Here is a 17,557-nt window from a genome sequence, read left to right as displayed (position 1 = left end):
AGCCCAATCAGAGGTTGTCTTTTCTCTCGCCAGTGAGAACCTTCGGCCGGCCCCTTCGAGATTCCTCCTGTCTCGCGTGGTGACCGTCTTGAGTGACTCCCTCAAGTGGTCGCCAAACCACCATGGCCAAGGGTAATTTTCGCTCAATGGCATCGCGGTCGTCCAGCGAATAGAATGCGGCGAAACCATTCTCTTCCGAGGTGATCATGCGCAAATCTCACTTTGCCTTGACGGGGCTTATCGTCATCTCGACGGCGCTGGAACTCTCCGCCAGCCAAGGTCTCGAGGGCAGAGACGCATCAACATCCGCTCCCCACAGCGAAGCCGCGGGCACTCTGCTCGCTCAAACCGATTCGAAGCCAAATCCAACGGGCGCAGAGGTTCCCAAAAAGGAACTGATCCTCCCCGGGGAGTCGTTCCTCGTCGCGGGACGGCCAGCCTTCATTCTTCTGCCAGCCAAGGCGAAACGGCAGACTCCGCAACCCTGGATCCTCTATGCCCCAACCCTACCCGCGTACCCCGACCTGCATGAGAAATGGATGCACGAGCAATTTCTCAACGCAGGGGTGGCCGTCGCGGGAATCGACGTGGGCGAGGCCTATGGCAGCCCGAAAAGCCGCGAGCTTCTCACCAAGCTTTATGACGAGTTGACCGAGAAACGGGGCTTCGGGAAACGTCCTTGCCTGCTCGGACGGAGCCGCGGCGGCCTCTGGGTCTCGAGCTGGGCAGCCGAGAACCCGGACAAGGTGGCCGGAATCGCCGGGATCTACCCGGTCTTCGACGTCCGAACCTATCCAGGCCTGAAACTCGCCGCACCTGCTTATGACTTGACGCCGGAACAATTCGAGGCCCAGCTCGGAACCTTGAATCCGATTGAGCGGGTCAAGGTTCTCGCAGCGCATCGCGTGCCGGCCTTCTTCATTCACGGCGACGATGACAAGGTTGTTCCCCTGCAAGCGAACTCCGCGGAGTTCGCAAGGCGTTACCAAGCGGCCGGTGCCGCTGATGCCGTCACCCTGGTCGTCGCCAAGGGGCAGGGGCACAACTACTGGGAGGGCTTCTTCCGCTGTCAGGAACTCGTCGATTTCGCCATCGCTCGCGCGAACTCAGCGCTCAGTACCGGGAAATAAGCTGCCATGCCAGGGACGCTCGTTGCCGACATCAGGCGTCGGGCAACGACGCGTCCGACGGAGCTCCGCAGACCTGGATTGCGTCGATTCTCCTGGGGTCAAACCCAGTTCGGAAAGCGACAGGGGAGGCATCGAACGGTCGTTCGTGCCTCCAGGCCCGCTCAGGCCGTCGCGGGGTCCGCATCCGACACATCAAGCGGCCGCCGTGCATTCCCGTTAGCACTCGCTTGCGCAGGTGCGGAGGTCGTCTCGCGGCCTGGCTTGAGTATCTGGGCCATCTTCACGGCGAGCGCGTAGAACTCCTTGGGGTTGGTCGGCGCGGTTGCGAGATGAACGTGCTCGTCGGAGGGCGCCGCGGCAGGATCAACAGGCATACAAACCTGATGGTTGCGGATGTTGTGAACCCCGTACAGCACCTCGATCTCCCAGCGGGCGTTGCGTTCCACATCCTGGCGAAGGGCGAAGGCCGCTTGAGCGGCGTTGAGACAGACCGCCGTCTCGATCAATGCCTCCCGGAAGCCAGGCATGTCACGGGCGTCCGGGCCCCAAACGTCCTTGATCCCGTTGGCGGCTTCCCGGACCGCGACAAAGATCCGCTGCGTGATCGAGCGGAGCATGGGAGTGACCGCCTTCGACCAGAACTTCAGCGGCTGGAGATAGGCTTCGACCGCTCCTGTCACCGCTCCGCAACCGCTGTGGCCGAGCATGACGACCACCCGAATGCTATGGCTCAAGCTGGTGAGTGCATAGTCCACGCTTCCCAGGCAGGCGTCATCCAGGACGTTGCCGGCGACCCGGATCACGAACAGATCATTGAACCCCTGACCAAAGAGCATCTCGGTCGGCACCCGAGCGTCGGAGCACCCGACCACCACCGCGAACGGCGACTGGGTGGGCATCTCCCCGTAGGTCCGCTTCATGCCCATCTCCAACCCGTTGCACTGCACCACGTAGCGCGGTTCGCCCAGCGAAGTCGTGTTGGTCCGGCAGCTCTCCATCCAGTGCGAGAACATCCGGTTCCCGTCTTCAAGGGCCCGCCGCGCGGCCTCCGCATCGCGGGTCAAGGGTTTCGCGGTCGGATTCTTCGGATCGAATCTGTAAATATAATCAATCGTATTCATTATTGATCTCGAGTGCGTCAAGAAGTCTGGCAAAGGCAGTCGGGGGACAGCCTGAGCTCCAAGCTTCCTGCTTCTCCAAAGGAGTATGTGACGCTTCAGGCCAGAGCCTGCACTCAAGATCCAGAGGTCGTGCGGCAATGCGGGGGGGGGACTTGGCGCGAACTTTCCCTTCGCTATTAGCCAACGCGCAGGTTCCGGACAAGCCTGGACCTTGCATTTGACCCCGTTTCAGTCGAAGACAATCGACATCGGACGCACTGCGGAATCAGAGCCGCATTGATCCGCGACGCACGATCGCCTCCAGCAGAAACTGCACCAAATTATCTCCGCTGAGCCTGGCGATTGCCAGTGGCTCCCCCAGCAATACCGACGGCCCCACGACGGCCACGGTCCGGGGTCCCAACGGGCCTCAGTCCCACGGTCATGCGACCACGAGCGATCCTCACCGCATCCGGCCCAATTTTAGGCTAAGGCCCCCGAAGACGGGTCCACGCCCTCATCAGGTACACGTTGGGGCCGAGAGGCCGCGAGTGCTTTTTCTGCGCGTTCGACGTGACTCAAGATCTCGGGGCGTGCCTCGGGCCGCTCGATCGCTTGGCGGAAGCCCGGATTTTTCAGGACGAAGGATAGCATCGAGGTGAGGTGGAGGTGAGCCCGCGTGGTGGGGCTGATGATCGTGAACAAGGTATGGACCGGCTTGCCATCCAAGGCGCCATACTCGATGGGCTGATCCAGAAAGCAGAGCGCAATCATGGGACGCCCGACGTGGAGCACGACGGGGTTGCGCACGTGGGGGATGGCGATTCCATCGCCGACGGCCGTGGGGGCGATCGCCTCACGTGCAATCAGGACCCGGAGCAGAAAGTCCCGGTCGACCTCTTCCGGCAATCTGAGGAGGCCGACCACCTCGCGCAACACGCTTTCCTTATCGAAACCCGAGACCCGATAAAAGACGCCGCCCGCTTCCAGGGCGGCCAGCAGCGACGGGATCGGTTGGTCGGCGGCCTCGGGCTCTTGGAAAATCTCGCTGGAAACCTTCAGCCGGCGCGCAGTCGCCCATTCCAGGATTTCCGCGCGATTGAAGCGGTACTGGTCCTGGACTCGGTAGGCCGGGATGGTCTGCTGTTTGATCCAGCGATAGATCGTCTTCTCGGAGACGGTCAGAAGGCTCGCTGTCTCGCGGACCGAAAGGTTCATGCTCGGAACACCATGATTTCCCCAGCGAACCGCACGAAGGGACCAAACCCTCGATTCAAGGCCAAGGGCCGCCGCTCCTTAAAAAAAATGGCCGGACTTCCACTACCGCGCTGCCTCGTCCGTCCGACTCGACGCCCGGTTTTCCCCCAACTCGCGTTTCTCGGCATCGTTCTTGAGGATCGAGACGATCAGTGCGTTGAGCGACGCCTTGTCTTCCTTGGCCCAGCTCGCCAACTGCTCATGCAGCGCCGGTGGCATGCGAATCTGGAAGTGCACGACGGTTTCCGGCATGAGCGTGTCCTTATCCCGAGAGGGTCAGCAAAGCGGAGCAAGGAGACCGGAGCCAGGCTCCACTATCCCTCGCCCCCGAGTGACATCTTAGGACACTATCCTTCCAAGTTCTTCAATTGTCAAGTCTGTGCCATAATTGTCCTTCTCGGGACGTTGATGACAGGTCACACCGGGCCGCTCCTGACAGCGGGTCTGGAGGAGTTTCGCGCCGAGTCAAATCGGTGGTGTCAGCCCTAGCGGGCTACATGGCCTTTTTTGGACTCACTCTCCAGGCGAGCGACCCGAGCTTTGAGGCTCTCGACCTCCTGAAACAAATCGTCGATCTTGAGCTTGAGAAGTTCGTTACTGAGTGCCTCGGGCTTCAGTCCCTGATTGCCATGAGGGAATTCGCCTTGCTCGTGTGACATGGGTCACCTCGGTCTGGCTGAGCCGTCGAGTCCGTTTCGCACATACCAAGGTGGCTTGAACCTGCATCAATCATGCCAAACCGGGGATTGACACCTGGGAGAATCGCCTTGGCAAATCCGTATTTACCACGTTTAATACACTAAACATATGATCGTTATGCGAATCCTATCGTGATCCTGACCCTCTTTGAAAACACCCTAAACGACGGGATGCAACCGCGTACAAGCGGTAACACGAAGCCCAGGGGGGGTATCTGTCCATAAGTCGCGAGAAGAACGAGCCACAACCCGACTCCGCCCCGGATTTCAACCCCTACGAGGTTCTGCAACCTTTTCCGGAACCAGCGGGAGGCCGGTTTGAGCCTGAGACGCGGTTTTCCCCCCGGGGTCAGCGGCCCGATCTCGGTCACTCACGGGCTGACGGCGACGGAGAAGAAGCGGGGGGTAACGGCCGGGATATAGCGGCCATCCGCCTCCAGTGAGATCTCGGGACATGCGGAGTCTGGGAGGTTCCCTCGATGCTGACCATCGACGTGATTTCGGACGTGATCTGCCCGTGGTACTTCATCGGTAAGCGACGGCTGGAGAAGGCCTTTGAAGGCCGCACGGCCTCCGACCGCTGGCACCCGTTCCAGCCTGGCTCGCAGGCGAGCGGGGCGTTCAGGATGCGGTGGCGGAGGCCCTATTCCTGGCTGACTTCACCGACGGCCGCGACCTGTCCGACAGGGCGACGCTGGCCGAGGTGACGGCCGGGGCAGCTCGATCGGGCGGAGGTGAACGAGCGGCTCGTTGGGGACGTCGGGTTGGACCTGGTGAGGCCCGGGAAGGAGCAGGCCCGCCGGCTCGGTGTGTCAGGCGTGCCGTTCTTCATCGTGAACGGCCGCGTCGCCCTGTCCGGCGCCCAGCCGCCTGAGATGTTCTTGCAAGCGTTCGAGCGGGCGGGTGAGGCAGCCGTGGCCGGGGAGGCCTGCGAGGTCGACCCGGTAAGCGGGAGTGTTAAGTTGTGGGCTTCTTCCGCGGCGTAGTGCCGACCGATGCGAAATCGGGTAAATAGGATGCACCACAGCGTTCACTCCAGTGCCGTCATGGGCGCTCACCAGAAGACGAATCGACGAGGGGTTTCATGTTCAAGCCGCAGTTAGTTTTTCTGATCACGGCTCTCTCATGCTCCAGCGTGTTGGCCGCGCCGCCGGTGCGCAACTTCGATGACCCGGGTGCCCCGCCGTTCAAGGTGCTGAAAGAGGGCGAGAACCCTCCGCTCGATACCAACGAGAATTTCGTCATCGGGCCAAAGTACGTGCCCGCGCCTGAACGCAAAAAGGTCGATGGCGTTCCCGAGGGGAAGGTGGAGCAGTTCGTCATCGACTCGAAGGACACCAAGCTCTTCAATCCCGGAATCGCCCGCAAGGAGTTCGGGAAGGTCGATCCGAGCAACCCGAAGACGCTGATCGTCGAGACCCACACCATCGACTACAATCGCAAGATCACGGTCTACATTCCCGCGCAGTACAAAGCGGGCAACGACGCACCGTTCCAGGTCATTCACGACGGCCCGGGCGGGAAGCCCAACGCCGAGTTGCTGCACATTTTCGACAACCTGATCGCCCAGAAGCGGATCCCGCCGATCATCGTCATCTGGGTTGCCAACGGCGGCGGCGACGCCCAGGGGCACGAACGCGGCAAAGAATATGACAACATGAATGGTGACTTTGCCGAGTACATCGAAACAGAAGTGCTGCCGCGGGTGGAGAAAAACTGCGGGGTGAAGCTAACCAAAGACCCCGACGGCCGCGCGGCGATGGGGAACAGTTCCGGCGGCTCGGCCGCGCTCATCATGGCCTGGTTCCGCACCGACCTGTACCGCCGCGTATTGACGACGTCGGGCACGTTCGTGAACCAGGCGTGGCCGTTCGACCCGAAGTACCCAGACGGGGCCTGGGGCTTCCACGAGACGCTCATCCCCAACAGTCCCAAGAAGCCCATCCGACTGTTCATCTCCGTCGGCGACGCGGACTTGCTCAACCCGAACGTGATGCGGGACGGCATGCACGACTGGGTGGAGGCCAACCACCGCATGGCCAAGGTGCTGAAGGCCAAGGGGTACGAGTACCAGTACCTGTTCTGCCGCGGGGCCGGCCACAGCGTCGGCAACGCCCAGCAGCAATTCCTCCCGCACGCCATCGAATGGGTGTGGAAGGGGTACGCTCCGAAGAAGGATAAGTAGTCGTCGCGGCCGAGAGCGTAACGGACGCGGACCTGCCCATGCGGCTGCCATGAGCGGGTTGCTTGGGCATGTCAGGTCGTCGAGAGGGCGGTGTTGGCGGCTGTGTTCACCGGTAATACACGTCGTCGGAGTGGTGGCAGATGCGGTGGCCTTTAAAGGAGACTTCTCGCTGATCTCCACCACGCCGATGGCCAGCGATAAGTCGCAAACAATCCCTTGACTTCCGCCCCCAAACAACGAGGGTCACCGATCAGGAGAAAAATGGGTCGGGTAGGCTCGGGCGTTGCCGCCCGAGCCCCCTACAGATCCGGACGTGCGGGTTTCCCGCGAGATTGGTGACCAGGTACCCAAAGGGGGTAGATTGTGAAGCCTAGATATTCCAACGGCGTCTATATCGAACTCGCCCCCCCTAATCCTCCCAGCCCTCCCAAATAAAGTGTGTGGCCACTTGCTCCAAAAAAGCCCACGGCCGAATTCCTGCTAAAGCTTCGCCGAACCCGTTTCGCCCTACGTCAACGCGAGCGGCCATGGCATCATCGTCGATAAGTTCATAACGGGTTTGGCGAAGCTTTACCCGACGTTCAACCCATAAACATTGACGCACCAAAGACTAATGCGTCGGAGGGATCGAAGTGGTTCCCTCCCTTGGCCTTCCCACCAGCGATCGCTGTCCCTGGATTCCCCTGAACTCGGGGAGCGCCGCCTGAGGGCGTTCTACAAGTTCGAGCGTCTGACCACTCGATACTGCCAACCCTTCGTGCGGTAGGCGCGGAGCAAACGATCCAGCCAGGGAGACTCGAATGGGAAGCCGTCGATCTCGACTGAGATCGGCGGAGCCCTGAACCGGCCATTGGCACCCGACACGACCGCGCGGAGCAGGAGCACATCCCGCCCATCGCGACTCCCCCACGCTTCGAGCCGCTCCGTCCAGTGGTCTGTATAGGCTTTACTGGTTCCCACCTGCCGGAACTGCGATCGCGTGTGTCCGGCTGCCGCGAAGTCTTCCTCGGCCACAAGCATGATTGACCGAGTCACACCCTGCTGCTGGTACATCACCACCCGTCGCCTCTCCCACCGATCAAGGTAGGCCCAGAAGCTGAGGACAGAAGCGACGAGAACCACCAGCAACATCATCCAACGGATCGTCATGCGGGAACGAGGTCGTTGCACGATGGGCCTCTTCATGTCCGAGTCGACACTCTCAACCCAATTGAGTCGCTGGCCTGCGTAACGGGTGAGAACGCGAACGGGCCATATCCTGCTCAACACGTTGGGACCGGCATGGCGTCAGGGATCACCCTTGAGGAGTCGTGTTTCTCCATAACGGAATCACACCAACATTTCACATACAAAACAAAACATATTTCCGACAAAATTCACAGGGGCTTTGTGTGACCCTTATTGTGTCAGATTTGTGTCAGTAGTGGCAGGACATCACGCTCAAAGGGATGGCGTGAAGCCCGGACCGGTTCCGGCTTGGGGCGTTCTGCCCCGGCGTTAGAATGAAGCCGAGTTCGGGCTACCGCTCGTGACGGACGTTCGCGTGCAACGAGCGCACGGCCATGTCGGAGTCTCCCTCCCCGCCACAATCGGCGACCGAAAGACTGAGCGTCGCGGAACGATTCCAGCGGCTTGCCACCGAATGGAAACAGGAATCGCGTCACCTCTCCAATTCCGCCCAGATTGCAATGCTCAAGCCCTACCAGAGCATCATCGGAATGGGGGTTCCAGTCGTCCCCCTGATCCTTGAAGAGTTGAGCCGCGAGCCCAATCGGTGGTTCTGGGCTCTGGAGGCGATCACCGAGCAGAACCCCGTCCCGCCCGAGGCCATGGGAAAAGTGCGACTGATGGCCCAGGCCTGGGTCCAGTGGGGTGAACGCCAAGGCGTCCTCGGTCATGGAAGCTGACGAGGATTTCTCCCGTCTGACGCCCGAGAACCACCGGGTCACTAACCCGGCGATGATCACCTGAAAGCTGTCGATTAGGGCAGGGGGCTCGGCTTTGGGTAGGTGGCCAGATTCTTTCAATCTGCCCAAGCCAACCTTGTGGGTATCGGGGGCGGTCCCCCCAATCCTAGGTGAGCGCGAAAGTCCTGTTGTTACAGATCGATTGCACGACCTGGCCGCAACAAAAAAAAAGGGGTTACGCCTCTCGACGTAACCCCTTCGACCGCTTGAAAAATACCCCCACGGGGACTCGAACCCCGGTCCCTAGGCTGAGAACCTAGTATCCTAGGCCACTAGACGATGGGGGCCTTTGCGGTAGGACTATAATGCCGGACATTCGAGGCGAAGTCAAGACCTCGGAGTGCGGGAAGTTCATAGAAGTCGATTTTACGAGCCAGAAATGAAGGGGAGGACGCGACGATGCCCGAGATCCTTGCGAACGGGGTTCACCTGTTTTATGAGGAGGCGGGGCAGGGGGATCCGCTGGTCTTCCTCAGTGGGCTGGGGGGCGATCATCGCTCGTTCAGCGTGACGATCAAACATTTTGGTGCCAGGTTCAGGACGATCGCACTCGATGCACGCGACGCCGGCCGGAGTGATCGGGCGACCGCCGGGTACACGACGGCCGATCTGGCGGACGACGTCGCCGGGGCCTTCGGTGCGATCGGTCTCCCCTCCGCGCACGTGGTCGGTCACTCGCTCGGTGGGGCGGTCGCGCAGGAACTGGCGATCCGGCACCCGGAGAAGGTCCGACACCTTGTGCTGGCGTCGTCCCACGCGGGTGCGAATGCCTGGCGAAGGGCGGTGATAGACTCGTGGGTCCTCTTGCGGCGGCGGAGCGAGCCGGCGGAGTTCACACGGGCGACGCTCCCCTGGCTCGTGGCACCGACCTTTTACCGAAACGTGCCCCAGGTTGAAGGCCTCGTCCGGTTTTCCGAGCGGAATGTCTGGCCCCAGGATGCGGAGGCCTTCGCCCGACAGGCCCATGCCGCGGCCGTCCACGAAGCCAAAGAGCGGGTGCAGGGGATCCGTAGCCCAACGCTTGTCCTCGCCGGCGAGCTCGACCTGGTGAACCCCATTCCGGTTGCGGAGGAGTTGGCCGGTCTGATTCCAGGATCGCGGCTCGTCGTCTTGCCCAACGTGGGACATCTCCCTCATATCGAGGATGGTGCGGGGTTCCGAAAAGCGATCGGGGAGTTTCTCACTTGATTCCGGTCGTCGCGCTCTCTTGCGTTCCCAGGCGGGCTGCACTACCCTCGGCCTGGAGAGAAATCGGTCGGTTGCCACGGATTCAGAGGTTCATTGACAATGGCCACGGACGAGGAGATCAAGCGGGCCTACAAGGCATTCAAGAAACGGCTCAAGCTTGCCAGGCTGGACGACGCGTCGGGCTTGGGGATCGGGAGCAAGGCCTCGAGAATCGGGGGCATCACGCCCCCCGGTGGGCATCCTCCGGAGGTCTGGGATGCGCTCGTGGCGCAGGGGAAACTGAAACGCGAAGGGGGCGGCATCTTTGCGTTGGCCCAGGAACTTTGAGCTGGAAAGACTTTTTCACCTCCGAGTCGACTGATACCGGCAGGATTCGGGACCGGCTGCGGCTCGCGCTTGGCCTGGCCACGCTCGTCATGCTGGTCCTCTCCTGGCCACTCTGGATCGACCGCGGTGCGTTTCCGCGCGTCCCGTTTGTTGCTGGGTTTCCCGAACTCAAGGGATCCCTCACGTTCATTCCGTTCGCCGTGCTCCTGGCCGCCGTCGGACTTTCGACGGCGGGAATCGCCTGGAAGTCCTCCATGGCGATCGGGATTGGGACCCTCCTGGTGTTGATCCTCGGGGATCAGCACCGGTTCCAACCCTGGACGTATCAGTTTTTGATGATCGGAATTCTCCTGGTCAGCCTCCCGCCGGATCGCGCGTTGCTCTACGCTCGTTGGTGGTTTGCTGCGCTCTATTTTTACTCGGGCCTCTCGAAACTCGACGTCTCCTTTTGCAACGAGCTGGGCAACCTCTTCCTGGTCACCGCCGTCAGGCCCCTCGGACTTGAGCCGGCCGAGTGGCCTGCTGCGGGACGGATGGCGGCGATCCTGGCGATGCCGCTCTGGGAAATTGGCGTGGCGATCGCCTTGATCGTTCCTCGGACGCGGCGGATGGGGCTGGCAGCCGCGCTCGTGCTCCATACGGCGCTGCTCTGGATTCTAGGGCCTTGGGGGCTTCGCCACAGCACGATTGTCCTGGTCTGGAACGTCGCGATGATGGTCGAGATCGCGATCGTGTTTGGGCCGAACTTTTCCTGCTCCACGAGAGCCGACGCTGCCACCAGACGCGAGTTGTGGCTCGGCCGCCCCGCTCAATTCTTGTTCTGGATCGCCGTGATCCTGCCGCTGTGTGAGCGCAAGGGGTGGTTCGACGCCTGGCCCGGACACGCGCTCTACGCCAGCCATGTCGAACGAACCGAGGTCTTTCTACACGAGGCGCAATGGGACGAGTTGACTCCCGATCTTCGGGCTCATCTCCAGGACCCCGGACAGGACTCGTGGAGGAGATTCGACCTGACCGCCTGGAGCCGCGAGGCGCGCGGGGTTCCGATTTATCCCCAGGGGCGCGCGTGCAACGGCTTGGCCGAAGCAATCGCGGCGCGTTATCGTGGTCGGCTCCTGATCAAAGTGGTCCAGTGGGGCCCAGCTGATCGTTGGACGGGCCGGCGGAGCCGGGTGGAATGCCTCGGATTCAAGGCGATCCAACGCCAGGGGAACGGATACCGGCTTAATTCACACCCGGCCGGATAGTGGCAATGGAGGCCGGTGCGCCTCGGCTTCAAGTCGAACCGACCGATAGCACCGAAAAGAAGAGGAACGCTTTTCTATGCGGCTCCCGAGAGCTAGCGGAGTTTTACTCCATCCGACCTCGCTGCCTGGCCGTTACGGGATCGGCGATCTTGGTCCGGAGGCGCACGCATTCGTCCGCTTCCTCGCTGAGAGTGGCCAGCGCTGGTGGCAGATCCTCCCGCTCGGTCCCACCGGCTTCGGCAACTCGCCCTACCAATCGTACTCGTCTCACGCGGGCAACCCACTGCTCATCAACCCCGACTTGCTGGTCGAGGCGGGTTGGCTCAGGCCGGGCGATCTCGGCGATTATCCCACCCTGCCCGAAGCCCACGTCGGCTTCGACGCCGTGGCGGAAGCCAAAGATCGGCTGCTCCGACGTGCGTTCGACCGCTTCCCGCCGGAACATCCTGAATTCCAGTCGTTCCTTCAGGAGAACGACCATTGGCTCGGTGACTACGCTCTATTCATGGCTCTGAAGGAGGCGAACGGTGGGGCGGCCTGGCACGAGTGGGAGCCAGACCTCGTCATACGCGAGCCAAGGACGATCGAGCGGTGTCGCGGTCAACTGGCCCACGCGATCCTCTACTACAAGTTCGTGCAATTCGCCTTCGCGCAGCAATGGGATGCCCTGCGTGCCACCTGCGTGGAGCACCATATTCAGTTGATTGGCGACCTGCCCATCTTCGTCGCTCAAGACAGCGCCGATGTCTGGGCGCGGCCCGACCTGTTCCAGCTCGACGAGACGGGCCGGCCGCTGTTCGTTGCCGGCGTTCCCCCCGATTATTTCAGTGAGACCGGCCAGCTCTGGGGCAACCCGCTCTATCGCTGGGACGCTCATGCCAGCGAGCGTTTTGCCTGGTGGATCTCCCGGCTGAAGTCCGTACTCGACCGCGTCGACCTCGTTCGCCTCGACCATTTCCGCGGCTTCGAGGCCTACTGGGAAGTGCCTGCCGATTCCGAGACGGCTGCGACCGGTCGGTGGGCGTTGGGACCAGGCATCGCCTTCCTCGAGGCGCTCCGGGACGGACTGCAAGGGCTCCCCTTGATTGCCGAAGACCTCGGGGAAATCACCGCCGAAGTCGAGGCTCTACGCGACCGCTTCGACCTGCCCGGCATGCGCGTGCTTCAGTTTGCCTTCGGCGGAGATTCCGGCACGGAGCTCCACCTGCCGCATCGCTACGTCAACCATTGCGTCGCCTACACGGGAACCCACGACAACGAGACCTCGGTCGGCTGGTTTCACACGTCCCACATCGAGTCCACCCAGACGCCCGAGCAGATCGCGGCCGAGCGGGCCTTCGCACTGCGCTACCTGGGCACCAACGGTTCGGAAATTCACTGGGATTTGATCCGGATCGCGCTGGCGTCAGTGGCCGACACCGTCGTCATTCCCTTGCAGGACATCCTGGGACTGGACAGCTCAGGACGAATGAACACTCCTGGAATTGCCAACGGGAACTGGTCGTGGAGGTTCCAATCGGGGCAGATCGATCCGCGGGTCCGCGCCCGCCTGGCCGACATGACGGCCGTCTATAGCCGTTGGAACGGCCCCCGTCCCCCGGAATTCGGCCCACCCCACCGACAACTCCTCGAAGAACCGTTGCTCGGGCGGTGATCGGTGCCTGAGCTCGTGCGCCGTTGGATCTTGATCGATCCAACGGTCACGACGAGGAGTCACTCTCGGTTCTCACTGGGCCGCTTTGAGCCGGTTTACATCGCCCCGTGGATGTACGACATGAGATGTTGGTTCTCGGACTGCACCTTGTCGTAGAGGACCTTGATGACGTCGCCCACGGAGACGATTCCGACGAGCTTCGACCCGCTGAGGACAGGCACTTTGGCGATCCGACGCTCACTCATCTGGCCCATGACGTCATCGACATTGGCATCAAGTTCACAGGTCACGGGGTTTCGGGTCATGAACTCCGAGACGAGCAGGCCGCGAATCCTCTCGCCGTGGTTATGAATGCCGCGAAGGAGGTCGCGTTCGGAGATGATCCCGATGAGATTGTCTTGTGCGTCGACGATCGGCAACGAGCCGATATTGTTCTGCACCATCCGCGCAACGGCTTCAGCCACGGTCGCCTCGGGCTCGATCGAGAAGATCTGACCGCCTTTGGACTTCAGGACATCACGGACTTGCATGTCGCGTCTCCCGAGTCAGATACGATCGCGCGGTGTCGCGATTCATCCACTCACGAAACCACGCTCACGAAACGTATTGGGAATAAAAAGAAGAGAGGACTAACGACCTGATCCTGCCACTTTCGCGTCTTCGAAGCAAAACTATTCTGGATGTTTTTGAAGATGCCCGTTCCGCGGTCTCGCGGCCTCGGTTCCCTGCTTGACCGGCCGCTCGGAAGGTCGATACGATGCGCGAGCAGGCCCTTTTTCTTTTGTTTTTGAAGGGGCTGAGGAACGCTGCCGGAACGGTCAAGGAGGCGAGTTCTTTTGTATTTCTCGCGTGAATCGCTCGCGGTGGTTGGGCTGCTCCTCCTGACCGTCGGCATCCGCGCGATCAACCTCGACCAGCCGATCGTCGAGAACTACGTGGGGCGGCAGATTCCGACGGCCATGGTCGCCCGGAACCTTGCCCGAGGATCGGGCTTCTTGCGTCCCCAGCTCGACACCGCGCCATTGCCGAACCTCTTTCTCGTCGAGCCTCCCCTTTACGCATGGGCCGCGGCCCGACTGCATCGGCTGACAGGCCTCCCCCTGGAGGCGTCCGGGCGGCTGGTCTCGGCCCTAGCGATCGCGCTGGGAGGCTGGGGACTTCATGGCCTGGCAAGGCGCCGCCTTGGTGGCCGCCCGGCCCTGCTGGCGTTGGCGGCCTTCGTCGTCTTCCCCGTCACAGTGCGTTATGGGCGATCGTTTCAGCCGGACGCCCTGATGATCGGCCTGCTGGTCGCCGGGATGCGCTGCTGGGATGAATATGAAGCGGGGGGGCGAATCCTCTGGCTCTTGTCTGGCGTCGTGATGCTCGCGACCGGGCTGGCGATCAAGATCGTGGCGGCCTCGATTCTGATCCCCCTGGTCACCGTGATCCTCCGTCCGAGGTGGGGCTGGAAAGTCGCGCTCGCGGCCGCCTTGATCGTGCCGGCGTTGCTCTGGTACTGGCATGCGGCCGCCTTGATCTCATCTGGAGCCGGTTCTCGCGCCTCGGCCGACAACGGCGCGATCTGGCTTCGGGTCCTCATCCCGTCGGCTCTCCTCCGTCCCGAGACGGCGGTTCACGTTGCTCGGTTTCTGCTTCGGTCGTTCACCCCCATTGGCCTGGCCCTGGCGATCCTGGGATTGCTTCCGTCACGCACCGGCGACCGGCTCTGGACGGTCTGGGGAGCTTCGACCCTGGCCGCGCTCGCGGTTCTGGCCGGCAAGCTTCACCACGAGTATTACTGGCTGATGCTCGCGCCGGTCGTGGCCGTCGGCGTGGGAAAGGGACTCGACCTTTTGATCGTTCGACAGCGCGTGCTCGGGGGACTCACCGGAGCGGCGTTGCTGGGTCTGGCGTTGGTTCAGTCATGGTCGACCTGGAAGACACCCGACGAGTGGTCTTCCCTGGCTGAGGCCGCCCGCGCCATTGAGGCGAACGTGCCGAGAGAGGCCTGGGTGGCCGCGCCCGAAGCCTTGCTCTTCGCAAGTGATCGACGGGGGTGCCGAATGGAATTCACCGATTCGGCCGCGAAGCGGGCCGCCGGCGAGTGGGGAAAATCGCTCGATTCGGACGGACCGCTGGCCCTCGTGGAATTCTATCGGGCCCATGGCGCGCGGTTCGTCGCCGACGTTTTGACGGACGACCCGAAGCGCTTGGCCTTGCACGAGGAGATCCGACGGCGATACAAAGTCCTAGTGGACCGGCCGGGCGTCTTGCTCGCGGTCTTAATCGATTCTCAGGATGAGTTGGATGGCACCCGCTGAATCTCCCGTAACACCTCCCGACTTCGCCCGCTGGAAACAGCAAGGGCGAAAGATCAGCGTCCTGACGGCGTACGACTACACAACCGCCCTCCTGCTCGACCAGGCGGAGGTCGATTGCCTGCTGGTTGGGGACACGCTCGGCATGGTGGTGCAGGGGCACACCACGACCTTGCGAGTCACGCTCGACCAGATGATCTACCATGTCGAGATGGTCGCCCGCGCCGCGAAGCGCGCGATGGTCGTGGCCGACATGCCCTTCCTGAGCTACCAGACCTCTCCCGAGCAAGCGATCCTCTCCGCGGGACGTTTCCTCAAAGAGACCGAGTGCCGGGCCGTCAAGCTCGAAGGGGGCCGGCGATCGGCCGCAACAATCCGCGCGTTGGTCGAAGCGGATATCCCGATCATGGGCCATGTCGGGCTCACCCCGCAATCGATTCGCCGACTCGGCGGTTACAAAGTACAGCGGAACGCCGACGAGATCCTCGCCGACGCCCATGCCGTCGCGGAGGCCGGGGCCTTTGCCCTGGTCCTCGAGTGCGTTCCGAGCGAGCTGGCCGCCCGGGTCACGGCGGAAATTCCGATCCCGACCATCGGGATCGGCGCAGGGGCCGGCTGCGACGGCCAGGTCCTCGTCACCCCCGATTTGCTCGGCCTGTTCGAAGGGTTTCGCCCCAAGTTCGTTCGCCGCTACGCCGAACTCGGCGACGAGATTCGCAAGGCCGCCGCCAAATACGTCGCCGATGTTGGATCGGGAGATTTTCCGAACGCCCAGGAAAGCTTCCAGTAGCGCGTGCGAACGACTCCGGCACGTGGTGTGCCTCTATAATTGATTTTGATCGGTCGGATCAAACCAAACCGATCACGCCACGGTGTCGACAATTCCGGAGCACAATCCCATGAGCACGCTCACGGTCGACGAATTGGTTCGCAAAAAATGCAGCCCCTGCGAAGGGGGCATCCCACCGGTTCCCGCCGACGAAGCCAAGGCCCTGCTGACACACCTCGAAGGTTGGGAACTCGCGGGCGACGGAACGCGGATCAAACGCACCTGGACGGCCAAGAATTTCATGGCCGGCATCGACTTTTTCAACAAGGTGGCCGAACTGGCCGAAGAGGACGGCCATCACCCCGACCTCCACCTCGAAGGCTATCGCAACGTCTCGATCGAGCTCTGGACCCACGCGATCGGCGGCCTCTCGGAGAACGACTTCATCATGGCCGCCAAGATCAACCAGATTCCCATCAAGGTCAAGAAATGACTGACTTGTCTGCCCCCCAAACCAATGAGGAACAGGCTGGAACTCACTTCTTGGACTGAAGTGGAATGACGGAATGCGGCGGGGACCATTGGATAAAACGCAACGGGCAGGCCGTGGCGGTGATTCCCGGACAGCCTGGCCGACCCTGCGATGGATAGACCTTTTCGCAGAGGAACTGGGCCCGGCCGGTCGAATGCGGCCGGGCCGACGCGGTGAGTCTCCGACGGAGTAGGGCGAGTCGAGGACAACCGGCTTCATCAAAGGCCGAAAAACGAACGCATTCGGGTGAAAACACTTCGACGTTGGGGTGCGACCCGCGAAGCCTCGAGCGCGTTGTCCTGAAGACGGACGGTGGTCGCGGCCGTCGTGGGGCGAACGGCCACGGTCGACTCGCGGATCCGATCGAGGTACGCGAGTAGAACGCGAGCACCCTTCCCGTCTTCGTCTCGCAGGCGGACGGACAATGTGGCGGCCTTCGGATCCGTCCGGAGGTCAGCCAGGTAGGCGAGCAGGATCGACTTGCTCGAGTTGGAGCCGTTCAGCATGTAGTGGACCCAGGCCCACGACTCGCGATAGTCGCGCGGGGTCATCTGACGCACGCTGGTCAAGGTCTCGAGCCGAGCCAGGTCGGGCTTCCAACCTTCTGCCAGGTCCTTGGGAAGCCGACCGAGATGCTCCTTGTTCAGACCGCGTTGCGTGTCGGCCCCCTCGAAATACTCGGCCAGGCCCTCGTCGAGCCAAAGTGGCAGGTCTCCGAACGCAACGTTCAAGAGCGCATGAGTGGCTTCATGGCGCAAGTCTTCCTCGAGACGTTCGCCCATGAACGTGAAGACGACGCGTTGAGGCCCCTGGGCAAGGAAAAAGGCCCGGCGCGGAGGAAGCTCGGGATAATAGAACTTCAGGAAGTGACTGAAGCTCTGGCGGTCGTTGAGAATGTAGACCTCGACCGGCGGCTCGTCGGAGTTGACCCGCACCCCTAGATTGGCCTCAACGTCATTCTCCAGCGAGTGGAGACTCCGGATCGCGGGAGAGTCGGCCGCAATCGGGAAGTTGGAGAAGACGGCATACGGCCCGGTCCGGGTTCGGTACTGGGTGGGAACCAGTGACTGAGGCTGCTCGCCCATCGTCGCACAGCCAACGAAACCCAGGCTGACCAAACTTGCAAGGATCAGATACATCCAGACGGGCTGTCTCTCCTGCATCGTGGTTGCCTCTGCGCTCGGGTGGGTCAGTCCATGGGAG

General features: G+C 62.1%; 19 protein-coding genes and 1 tRNA gene. 12 read left to right on the top strand and 8 right to left on the bottom strand.

The features are described from left to right. The first annotated feature begins 206 nt into the window (after positions 1–206). Positions 207–1,130 carry an alpha/beta hydrolase family protein gene (locus tag V5E97_RS31360; protein WP_406695488.1) on the top strand — a complete coding sequence of 308 codons (924 nt, stop codon included), beginning with the start codon at positions 207–209 and terminating at the stop codon, positions 1,128–1,130. Positions 1,131–1,291: 161 nt separating this feature from the next. Here the strand turns inward: V5E97_RS31360 and V5E97_RS31355 are convergent, their stop codons facing one another. From V5E97_RS31355 to V5E97_RS31340, 4 genes are all read right to left on the bottom strand, one after another. Next, the gene (locus V5E97_RS31355) at positions 1,292–2,251 is read right to left on the bottom strand and encodes a carbonic anhydrase (protein WP_406695487.1); all 960 of its coding nucleotides are present in this window, start codon (positions 2,249–2,251) and stop codon (positions 1,292–1,294) included. A gap of 462 nt (positions 2,252–2,713) precedes the next feature. After that, positions 2,714–3,448 carry a PTS sugar transporter subunit IIA gene (locus tag V5E97_RS31350; protein WP_406695486.1) on the bottom strand — a complete coding sequence of 245 codons (735 nt, stop codon included), beginning with the start codon at positions 3,446–3,448 and terminating at the stop codon, positions 2,714–2,716. Between the two features lie 102 nt (positions 3,449–3,550). Next, entirely contained in the window at positions 3,551–3,739 is a 189-nt protein-coding gene (locus V5E97_RS31345) for a type II toxin-antitoxin system antitoxin (protein WP_406695485.1), read from the bottom strand. A 233-nt stretch (positions 3,740–3,972) separates the two neighbouring features. Next, the gene (locus V5E97_RS31340) at positions 3,973–4,146 is read right to left on the bottom strand and encodes a hypothetical protein (RefSeq protein ID WP_406695484.1); all 174 of its coding nucleotides are present in this window, start codon (positions 4,144–4,146) and stop codon (positions 3,973–3,975) included. A 518-nt stretch (positions 4,147–4,664) separates the two neighbouring features. Between V5E97_RS31340 and V5E97_RS31335 the strand changes: the two genes are divergently transcribed. The 3 genes from V5E97_RS31335 to V5E97_RS31325 all read left to right on the top strand — a co-directional run bounded on the left by V5E97_RS31335 (position 4,665) and on the right by V5E97_RS31325 (position 6,370). Next, positions 4,665–4,892: a hypothetical protein gene (locus V5E97_RS31335; RefSeq protein WP_406695483.1), complete on the top strand. Its 228-nt coding sequence runs from the start codon at positions 4,665–4,667 to the stop codon at positions 4,890–4,892. A 66-nt stretch (positions 4,893–4,958) separates the two neighbouring features. Continuing rightward, on the top strand, positions 4,959–5,171 hold the full coding sequence (locus V5E97_RS31330) for a DsbA family oxidoreductase (protein ID WP_406701248.1): 213 nt from the start codon (positions 4,959–4,961) through the stop codon (positions 5,169–5,171). 98 nt (positions 5,172–5,269) lie between these two features. Next, complete coding sequence (locus V5E97_RS31325; protein ID WP_406695482.1) at positions 5,270–6,370, top strand: alpha/beta hydrolase; 1,101 nt, start codon at positions 5,270–5,272, stop codon at positions 6,368–6,370. Between the two features lie 714 nt (positions 6,371–7,084). Here V5E97_RS31325 and V5E97_RS31320 read toward each other — a convergent pair. Beyond that, positions 7,085–7,540 (bottom strand): hypothetical protein, encoded by a 456-nt coding sequence (locus V5E97_RS31320; RefSeq protein ID WP_406695481.1) that lies wholly within the window; start codon positions 7,538–7,540, stop codon positions 7,085–7,087. Between the two features lie 392 nt (positions 7,541–7,932). Between V5E97_RS31320 and V5E97_RS31315 the strand changes: the two genes are divergently transcribed. After that, on the top strand, positions 7,933–8,277 hold the full coding sequence (locus V5E97_RS31315; RefSeq protein WP_406695480.1) for a hypothetical protein: 345 nt from the start codon (positions 7,933–7,935) through the stop codon (positions 8,275–8,277). 274 nt (positions 8,278–8,551) lie between these two features. On the opposite strand, the gene V5E97_RS31310 is transcribed toward V5E97_RS31315, so the two are convergent. Further along, positions 8,552–8,624: transfer RNA gene (locus V5E97_RS31310), tRNA-Glu, on the bottom strand. Between the two features lie 112 nt (positions 8,625–8,736). On the opposite strand from V5E97_RS31310, the gene V5E97_RS31305 reads away from it, so the two are divergent. From V5E97_RS31305 to malQ, 4 genes are all read left to right on the top strand, one after another. Further along, the gene (locus tag V5E97_RS31305) at positions 8,737–9,525 is read left to right on the top strand and encodes an alpha/beta fold hydrolase (RefSeq protein ID WP_406695479.1); all 789 of its coding nucleotides are present in this window, start codon (positions 8,737–8,739) and stop codon (positions 9,523–9,525) included. A gap of 99 nt (positions 9,526–9,624) precedes the next feature. Further along, positions 9,625–9,852 (top strand): hypothetical protein, encoded by a 228-nt coding sequence (locus V5E97_RS31300; RefSeq protein WP_406695478.1) that lies wholly within the window; start codon positions 9,625–9,627, stop codon positions 9,850–9,852. Further along, positions 9,849–11,099, top strand: a complete 1,251-nt coding sequence (locus tag V5E97_RS31295) for a hypothetical protein (protein WP_406695477.1) — start codon at positions 9,849–9,851, stop codon at positions 11,097–11,099. Before V5E97_RS31300 ends, V5E97_RS31295 begins: the two co-directional genes overlap by 4 nt. 76 nt (positions 11,100–11,175) lie before the next feature. Further along, complete coding sequence (gene malQ, locus V5E97_RS31290; RefSeq protein WP_406695476.1) at positions 11,176–12,753, top strand: 4-alpha-glucanotransferase; 1,578 nt, start codon at positions 11,176–11,178, stop codon at positions 12,751–12,753. Between the two features lie 95 nt (positions 12,754–12,848). Here malQ and V5E97_RS31285 read toward each other — a convergent pair whose 3' ends face one another. Further along, positions 12,849–13,283: a CBS domain-containing protein gene (locus tag V5E97_RS31285; protein WP_406695475.1), complete on the bottom strand. Its 435-nt coding sequence runs from the start codon at positions 13,281–13,283 to the stop codon at positions 12,849–12,851. Between the two features lie 306 nt (positions 13,284–13,589). Here V5E97_RS31285 and V5E97_RS31280 point away from each other — a divergent pair, with 306 nt between their 5' ends. The 3 genes from V5E97_RS31280 to V5E97_RS31270 all read left to right on the top strand — a co-directional run bounded on the left by V5E97_RS31280 (position 13,590) and on the right by V5E97_RS31270 (position 16,315). Continuing rightward, positions 13,590–15,056 (top strand): ArnT family glycosyltransferase, encoded by a 1,467-nt coding sequence (locus tag V5E97_RS31280; protein ID WP_406695474.1) that lies wholly within the window; start codon positions 13,590–13,592, stop codon positions 15,054–15,056. After that, positions 15,043–15,843 (top strand): 3-methyl-2-oxobutanoate hydroxymethyltransferase, encoded by an 801-nt coding sequence (gene panB, locus V5E97_RS31275; protein ID WP_406695473.1) that lies wholly within the window; start codon positions 15,043–15,045, stop codon positions 15,841–15,843. The genes V5E97_RS31280 and panB overlap by 14 nt, the downstream gene beginning before the upstream one ends. Positions 15,844–15,952: 109 nt before the next feature. Continuing rightward, a complete protein-coding gene (locus V5E97_RS31270) occupies positions 15,953–16,315 on the top strand; it encodes a 4a-hydroxytetrahydrobiopterin dehydratase (protein ID WP_406695472.1) in 363 nt (120 codons plus the stop codon). Positions 16,316–16,572: 257 nt separating this feature from the next. Here the strand turns inward: V5E97_RS31270 and V5E97_RS31265 are convergent, their stop codons facing one another. Beyond that, positions 16,573–17,517, bottom strand: coding sequence for a DUF1570 domain-containing protein (locus V5E97_RS31265; RefSeq protein ID WP_406695471.1), 945 nt, complete (start codon positions 17,515–17,517; stop codon positions 16,573–16,575). Positions 17,518–17,557: the final 40 nt, after the last annotated feature.

The organism is Singulisphaera photorubra (assembly GCF_045290345.1).
Lineage (GTDB): Bacteria > Planctomycetota > Planctomycetia > Isosphaerales > Isosphaeraceae > Singulisphaera.
Note: the sequence above shows the minus strand (reverse complement) of the source record. Positions and strands in the feature narration are given on the sequence as shown.

Coding starts and splice junctions, on each gene's coding strand:
- V5E97_RS31360 (WP_406695488.1), top strand. CDS start 207: ATGCGCAAATCTCACTTTGCCTTGACGGGGCTTATCGTCATCTCGACG.
- V5E97_RS31355 (WP_406695487.1), bottom strand. CDS start 2,251: ATGAATACGATTGATTATATTTACAGATTCGATCCGAAGAATCCGACC.
- V5E97_RS31350 (WP_406695486.1), bottom strand. CDS start 3,448: ATGAACCTTTCGGTCCGCGAGACAGCGAGCCTTCTGACCGTCTCCGAG.
- V5E97_RS31345 (WP_406695485.1), bottom strand. CDS start 3,739: ATGCCGGAAACCGTCGTGCACTTCCAGATTCGCATGCCACCGGCGCTG.
- V5E97_RS31340 (WP_406695484.1), bottom strand. CDS start 4,146: ATGTCACACGAGCAAGGCGAATTCCCTCATGGCAATCAGGGACTGAAG.
- V5E97_RS31335 (WP_406695483.1), top strand. CDS start 4,665: ATGCTGACCATCGACGTGATTTCGGACGTGATCTGCCCGTGGTACTTC.
- V5E97_RS31325 (WP_406695482.1), top strand. CDS start 5,270: ATGTTCAAGCCGCAGTTAGTTTTTCTGATCACGGCTCTCTCATGCTCC.
- V5E97_RS31315 (WP_406695480.1), top strand. CDS start 7,933: ATGTCGGAGTCTCCCTCCCCGCCACAATCGGCGACCGAAAGACTGAGC.
- V5E97_RS31305 (WP_406695479.1), top strand. CDS start 8,737: ATGCCCGAGATCCTTGCGAACGGGGTTCACCTGTTTTATGAGGAGGCG.
- V5E97_RS31300 (WP_406695478.1), top strand. CDS start 9,625: ATGGCCACGGACGAGGAGATCAAGCGGGCCTACAAGGCATTCAAGAAA.
- malQ (WP_406695476.1), top strand. CDS start 11,176: ATGCGGCTCCCGAGAGCTAGCGGAGTTTTACTCCATCCGACCTCGCTG.
- V5E97_RS31285 (WP_406695475.1), bottom strand. CDS start 13,283: ATGCAAGTCCGTGATGTCCTGAAGTCCAAAGGCGGTCAGATCTTCTCG.
- panB (WP_406695473.1), top strand. CDS start 15,043: ATGGCACCCGCTGAATCTCCCGTAACACCTCCCGACTTCGCCCGCTGG.
- V5E97_RS31270 (WP_406695472.1), top strand. CDS start 15,953: ATGAGCACGCTCACGGTCGACGAATTGGTTCGCAAAAAATGCAGCCCC.
- V5E97_RS31265 (WP_406695471.1), bottom strand. CDS start 17,517: ATGCAGGAGAGACAGCCCGTCTGGATGTATCTGATCCTTGCAAGTTTG.